The sequence below is a fragment of the Citrobacter sp. RHBSTW-00986 genome (assembly GCF_013783065.1).
Lineage (GTDB): Bacteria > Pseudomonadota > Gammaproteobacteria > Enterobacterales > Enterobacteriaceae > Citrobacter > Citrobacter braakii.
Genome location: NZ_CP056200.1, coordinates 4,934,688 through 4,941,540 on the forward strand (window position 1 = coordinate 4,934,688; position 6,853 = coordinate 4,941,540).

Sequence of the window (6,853 nt, forward strand, 5' to 3'; positions counted from 1 at the left end):
TACATTACGCGATATTTACATTTCTGTTGCCAGAATAGTCGATTTGGCAACAAAGTGGCGGTGCAACGTCAGGACATATCGCGATAAAGCGCCTTGATGGTGTCTTTCAACCAGACGATCTTAGGATTATGACTGTTACGTTTGTGCCAAAGAAGGGTGAACGGTACGCGCATTTTTTCCAGCTGCGCGGCATCAAAAGGCATAGGACGCGCCACGAGCGGAAGCTGGTGGAGTTGGTTATAACGCTGGCAATAAACCGGAGCTGTGGCTATCAGCGCGTGATCCGGCTGGGCGGCCATAAACAGCGACTGCTCAAAACCGGGCAGACATAACGCAATATTGCGCGCGCGCCCCATCTCTTGCAGGACTTCATCCAGCGCCCAGGTATCGCTTTGCTCCCAGCTAATGCTGATGTGCGGATAGCGCAGAAATGTGTCCAGATTCCACTCTTCCTGCAATGCCGGATGATCTTCACGTAGCCAGACACAGGGGAGATCGGAAAACAGCACTTCATGGTCGATCGACAACGGCAGCAAACTCAACAGTTCACGCGAACGCGGATGGCTTTCCCGGCCAGTAAAGCCGATATCCACTTCGCCGCGAATAATTGCATCCAGCGAATCATAGTCCCAGTTGCGTATTTTGATCGTCGCCTGGGGATAACGCTGATAGATCTGTCGGGAGAGCGCGTTAAACATGATCATCACCAGCGGCGTTTCGGCCACCAGATCAAACTTCAGCCCGCGCGGCGCTTCATGGTGTGGCTTATCCAGCAACTGGTTGCTCATCTGCATCCACTCTGCCAGATTCTGTTCCATGCTGACCATCAGCGGTGTTGGCGTTAGCCCCAGCGGGGTGTTTACAAACAGTGGATCGTCAAACCAGGCCCGCAGTTTAGACAGCGACTTGCTGACCGCCGACGGCGTGACGTTCATCCGTTTGGCAGTTTTGGTAACACTGCGTTCCTGCATCAACAGCTGCAGGCAGAGCAATAAATTAAGATCGAGACTGCTGAGGGATTTCTTCATGAGTTGGCGTGGACCGGTTAGGTGCAACAGTGATAATCAGCATGATACTCACTATGCTACAGCCAATCAGAATCCCGATCAGCATATTCAGCGCATCAAGACCGAGCACCGCAGCCAGCCATATCCACAGCGAGGAACCGCAAACCTGCGCAATACCTAACGCCGAGCTGGCAACGCCCGCACGCAGCGAGAAAGGTCCCAGCGCCTGACTCATCGCGACACCGAAGCCGACCGAGAACCCGGCACAGATTAAGGTCAGCCCAAACAGCGTCATCATGTGCGTACTGGCAAGAGTTAACACCACACCGGCAGACAGAAACAGCACTTGTGAGGTCAGCATCAGAACGCGAGGTTTAAACACGCTCAGGGCGAATGGCGTAGAGAACGAGACCGCCATACTGATGCCTGCGGTCATGGCCATCGTGGTGGCGTACTCACCACGGTCAAAGCCCATCACTTCCATCAATAGCACCGGCGAAGTATTCACGAAGGTCAGGATCACCGACACGCTGAGAGTGGTGATGGCCAGACGGCTTAAGAAAAAACGGTTCACCAGCGATTCAGATAGGTGGTTCTTCTCTGCAGATGCCGGGAGCGTCGCTGGGCGCGATTCTCGCAGGATAAACACTGACAGCAAGCAAACGGCCACCCCCATACCGATCATCGTGTAGAACAGGCTCTGCCACGGGTATTTGAGCATAATCAGATGCCCCATCACCGGTGCCAGTACCGGCACGATGCAGGTGATACCGTTCAACAGCGACAGTACCTTCGCCCGGCGGCGATCGTCGAGCGTATCGCGCAGGATGGCGAAAGCCACCACATAGCAGCAGCCTGCGCCTACGCCCTGAATAAAGCGGCCTGTGAGAAACGGCGTACCGCTTTCGGCGAATGAACACAGCGCAGAGGCGAAAATAAAGATGAGGGCGCCGACAATAGCGACGGGTTTACGTCCTGACTGGTCGGCAATTTTCCCGGCAAACAGCATCGCCGTCGCCATTCCCGCCAGATAAACCGAAAACGCGATATGCAGTTGCGCCTCGCTGGCCTGTAAATCGGCAGCAATACGGGGCAGCCCCACCAGATACATATCAATACCCGCGGGATAAAGTAACACCAGGGCGAAACTGCAGATTAGAAAGCGTGTCATAGCGACCTCATGAGGAATGTGGCGCTAAGCATACGGGCAGAGAGTCAACTGCACGAGTTGCCATTTGGACAACAGTGATTTCCATATGGGAAATTACTTGTAGCCGGATAGCCGCTTTGCTTTATCCGACTTACGGGTACTGTAGGCCCGGTAGGCATCGCACCACCGGGCAACACAACGTTACTTGCCAATACAGAAGCTGGAGAAAATCCTTCCCAGCAGATCGTCGGAGGTAAATTCCCCGGTGATCTCACTGAGGTTCTGCTGCGCCAGACGTAGTTCCTCTGCCAGCAATTCTCCGGCCCATGCTCCGAGCAGTTGGGCTTTACCCTGCTCGAGATGCTCCGCCGCTTCTGCCAGCGCCTGCAGGTGACGACGGCGCGCCAGGAAGCCGCCTTCCATATTGGTTTCAAAGCCCATGCTCTGTTTGAGATGGTTACGCAGCACGTCAACGCCTTCACCGGTACGCGCGGATAGGCGAACCAGTGAGTGGCCATTTACTTCGCTAAGGCCCAGCGTCTCACCGGTAATATCCGCTTTGTTACGCACCACGGTAATCGGCAGTTTGGCTGGCAGACGGGCAATAAAGTCTGGCCAGATGTCAGCCGGGTCCACGGCGTCGGTGGTGGTGCCATCAACCATAAACAGAACGCGGTCGGCCTGTTCAATTTCCTGCCACGCGCGTTCGATACCAATGCGTTCAACTTCATCGCTGGCATCGCGCAGGCCGGCAGTGTCGATGATGTGCAGCGGCATACCGTCGATATGAATATGCTCACGCAGTACGTCGCGAGTCGTACCCGCAATGTCGGTCACAATGGCCGCCTCACGACCTGCCAGCGCGTTCAGTAGGCTTGATTTCCCGGCATTTGGGCGACCGGCAATGACCACCTTCATCCCTTCGCGCAGCAGGCTGCCCTGACGCGCTTCGGCACGAACAGCATCGAGATCGCTGATAACGTTGTTGAGCTGCGCTTCAATCTTACCATCAGACAGGAAGTCGATTTCTTCATCCGGAAAGTCGATCGCCGCTTCCACGTAGATGCGCAGGTGAGTGAGCGCTTCCACAAGATGATTTACCCGTGCAGAAAATGCGCCCTGCAACGAGTTCAGCGCCGAGCGAGCGGCTTGCTCTGAGCTGGCATCGATCAGGTCGGCAATTGCCTCTGCCTGGGCCAGATCAAGCTTATCATTGAGAAACGCACGCTCGGAGAATTCACCCGGTCTGGCAATGCGCAGCCCGGGAATGGTCAGAATACGTTTGAGCAGCAGATCGAGAATCACCGGACCGCCGTGGCCCTGAAGCTCTAAAACATCTTCACCGGTAAAGGAGTTTGGGCCGGGGAACCACAGGGCAATTCCTTGATCCAGCGTGCTGCCATCCGCGTCTTTAAACGGAAGATAGTCGGCATAGCGCGGTTTTGGTAGTTTCCCCAGTACGGTTTCTGCAACCTCGCGCGCCTTCAGGCCGGAGATGCGCAGGATACCCACGCCACCACGTCCCGGTGGGGTGGCCTGAGCGACGATGGTGTCGTTATGGTTCATGATAGCTCTCTTGTAAATGTAAAAAAGGCGGTCTAATGACCGCCTTCTCTGGCATTAACTTTACCGTGAATACTCGAAATAATTCAAGTTGCAGGAAGGCGGCAAGCAAATTCAGCCAACGCCCCTGCGACTAGTATCAGGAGTTTTTCTTCTCGCGGCTATGCAGGCCACGTTTCTCCAGACCACGGTAAATCAGCTGCTGCTGAATAATGGTTACCAGGTTGCTGACGATATAGTACAGCACCAGACCTGACGGGAACCACAGGAAGAACACGGTGAAGATGACCGGCATAAAGGTCATGATCTTCTGCTGCATCGGGTCGGTCACGGTGGTCGGAGACATCTTCTGAATGAAGAACATCGTTACGCCCATCAGGATCGGCAGGATGTAGTACGGGTCCTGTGCAGACAGGTCATGGATCCACAGAGCGAACGGCGCATGACGCAGTTCAATGGAGCCCATCAGCATGTAGTACAACGCCAGGAAGATTGGCATCTGGATGATCAGCGGGAAGCAGCCGCCCAGCGGGTTAACCTTCTCAGCTTTGTACAGGGCCATCATTTCCTGGCTCTGACGCTGTTTGTCATCGCCCAGACGCTCACGCATAGCCTGAATCTTCGGCTGCAGCATACGCATCTTCGCCATGGAGGTGTACTGCGCTTTAGTCAGCGGGTACATGATGCCACGAACGATAAAGGTGATAACGATGATGGAGAAGCCCCAGTTACCCAGGAAGCTATGGATCCACTTCAGCAGTTTGAACAGCGGCTGAGAGATGAACCACAACCAGCCGTAATCCACGGTCAGATCCAGGTGCGGTGCAACTGCCGCCATTTTATCCTGAATTTCCGGGCCGACCCACAGGGTGCTGGTCATCGCGCCAGTCTGGCCAGGCTGAACCAGTACCGGCTGTGATTTATAGCCGATAGCGGCAATGCCGTTACCCAGATTAGCGGTATAGAAGTTGTTGGTGCCGTCGTTACGCGGAACCCATGCCGTTGCGAAATACTGTTGCAGCATTGCGACCCAGCCGTCTTTAGCATTGACGTTCAGGTTTTCGTTTTCAGCAATGGTGTCGAATTTGTATTTCTCATACTTCTCATCCGGCGTGGAGTACGCCGCGCCACGGAAGGTGTGCAGCGCAAAGTTGCTGCTACCGGTGTCGCGATGAGATGGCAGATTGATGGATTGCTTCAGCTGACCAAAGGTGGAGACTTCCAGCGGTTTTTCGCCGGCGTTCTGCACGCTGTAGTTAACGTTGACAGCATATTCACCGCGCTTGAGTACAAACGTTTTAGTGAATGTGTTACCCGCTGCGTCAGTATAGGTCATCGGGATCTGCAGTTCGTTCTGACCGTCAGCCAGTACAAACGCGTCTTTTTCGACGTTGTACAGCGGACGCGGGCCGTTAGCCGGGTTATCCGGGCCGTCACGACCTGTCAGGCCACTCTGTGCCTGGTAGATGAACTGTGGCGTGGTTTCCAGTAACTGGAACGGTTCGGTAGAACCGAGTTCTTTCGGGTAAGCTGGCAGTGAAGCCTGTTCCACATCACCACCACGGGTGTTGATGGTCAGATCAAGCACGTCAGTTTTAACCGTAATCAGTTTCCCCTGGCCACTGGCCGGTACGCCCTGGTCTGCGGCGCTACCCGCTGCGGTGGTCGTTGTCTGCGTGGTCTGTTGGGCCTGAGGTTGCGGGTTTTTATCCTGCTCCCAGGCTTGCCAGATCATGAAAGACACGAACAGCAAAGCGATGACTAAAAGATTGCGTTGCGAATCCATCGTTAGTGTTCTCTGGTATCAAATGGTCCGGGCGGGACGGGATCGTCACCACCAGGGTGTAAAGGGTGGCATTTTAATACGCGTTTCACCGTCAACCAACTGCCTTTTATCACTCCAAACCTGCGCAATGCCTCAATTCCGTAGCTCGAGCAGGTTGGAGTGAAACGGCAATGCGGCCCAAGCAGCGGACTGATCAGGCGTTGATAGACCCGAATAAGGGCTATCAGGACCCGCGAGCCAGGCGACAATGGCGACGCCATAATTTTTCCAACGCTTCCGAGAGAGCACGGTTATCGAGGTCAGCAACCCCTTTTTTCGCCACCACCACGAAATCCATTGCTGGAAGTTCGTGCTGACGTAAACGAAAGCTTTCACGTGTCAGACGTTTAATCCGATTGCGTTCATGCGCGCGTTTAACGTTTTTCTTGGCGACGGTAAGACCGATACGGGGATGCCCCAGCGAATTCAGGCGGCCGAGGATGGTGATTTGCGGCGTGCCAGCCCGTTGTGGCTGCTGGAAGACGAATGTGAAATGAGTGGGAGTTAACAAACGTAACTCCCTGGGAAATGCGAGCTTAACCACTCAGGGGCTAGCTTTTATTACTTAGAAACGGTCAGACGAGAACGGCCTTTAGCACGACGACGTGCCAGAACCTGACGACCATTTTTATTAGCCATACGAGCACGGAAGCCGTGAGAACGGTTGCGCTTCAGTACAGACGGTTGAAAAGTGCGTTTCATGGCGATTTCTACCTAAACTTGAATAAATTCACTGACTTTTGCGTATACCCGAACGAATTTCGAACGACTTACGCCACAGTGTGGGTGATTAAAGAGGCCGGATTGTAATAATTGTACACTCCGGAGTCAATTCTCTTTCCTTATTTCCCGCTTTTTTCCGCATGGTTTCGCGTATAAAACAGGCAGCGTTGACGCCGTAAGGCGACCGTTACTCGCTGGGGGTAAGAATTATACGGGCTGGCGGATAAAGCGCAAGGATCGCTCGGGATCTTTATTAGATCGTTTAAGCAGTAAAGCATCTTTACTCATTAATTTTTTCAATATGCGCGCTAAAACCTGCAGCACTTCTCCAGGATCGTTTACACTTAGCCGATTCTGGATCATCCTGTGGATAAATCGGGAAGAATCTGTGAGAAACAGAAGATCTCTTTCTCAGTTTACGCTATGATCCGCGGTCCTGATCGTTTCAATGGATCCTGATCGGGTAAAAATTGCAGATAGCAATTCGCACGTCACCCTTTGCATAGGGTCTTGTCGATGTGCGTCAACAATCATGAATGTTTCAGCCTTTGTCATTTATCGACTTTTGTTCGAGTGGAGTCCGCC

General features: G+C 53.7%; 7 protein-coding genes. All 7 read right to left on the bottom strand.

All coding sequences use genetic code 11. The features are described 5' to 3' along the window. Nucleotides 1-68 precede the first annotated feature (68 nt). Nucleotides 69-1,028, bottom strand: coding sequence for an HTH-type transcriptional regulator YidZ (gene yidZ / locus HV345_RS23750; protein WP_016155073.1), 960 nt, complete (start codon nt 1,026-1,028; stop codon nt 69-71). After that, complete coding sequence (locus tag HV345_RS23755; protein ID WP_046276205.1) at nt 997-2,178, bottom strand: MFS transporter; 1,182 nt, start codon at nt 2,176-2,178, stop codon at nt 997-999. The genes yidZ and HV345_RS23755 overlap by 32 nt, the downstream gene beginning before the upstream one ends. 180 nt (nt 2,179-2,358) lie before the next feature. Then, a complete protein-coding gene (mnmE, locus tag HV345_RS23760; protein ID WP_016155071.1) occupies nt 2,359-3,723 on the bottom strand; it encodes a tRNA uridine-5-carboxymethylaminomethyl(34) synthesis GTPase MnmE in 1,365 nt (454 codons plus the stop codon). A gap of 136 nt (nt 3,724-3,859) precedes the next feature. Beyond that, nucleotides 3,860-5,506: a membrane protein insertase YidC gene (gene yidC / locus HV345_RS23765; RefSeq protein ID WP_003023844.1), complete on the bottom strand. Its 1,647-nt coding sequence runs from the start codon at nt 5,504-5,506 to the stop codon at nt 3,860-3,862. A 2-nt stretch (nt 5,507-5,508) separates the two neighbouring features. After that, a complete protein-coding gene (gene yidD, locus HV345_RS23770; protein WP_003023846.1) occupies nt 5,509-5,766 on the bottom strand; it encodes a membrane protein insertion efficiency factor YidD in 258 nt (85 codons plus the stop codon). Beyond that, on the bottom strand, nt 5,730-6,089 hold the full coding sequence (rnpA, locus tag HV345_RS23775; RefSeq protein ID WP_003844432.1) for a ribonuclease P protein component: 360 nt from the start codon (nt 6,087-6,089) through the stop codon (nt 5,730-5,732). The genes yidD and rnpA overlap by 37 nt, the downstream gene beginning before the upstream one ends. A gap of 17 nt (nt 6,090-6,106) precedes the next feature. Continuing rightward, on the bottom strand, nt 6,107-6,247 hold the full coding sequence (gene rpmH / locus HV345_RS23780; protein ID WP_003023858.1) for a 50S ribosomal protein L34: 141 nt from the start codon (nt 6,245-6,247) through the stop codon (nt 6,107-6,109). Between the last annotated feature and the right edge of the window lie 606 nt (nt 6,248-6,853).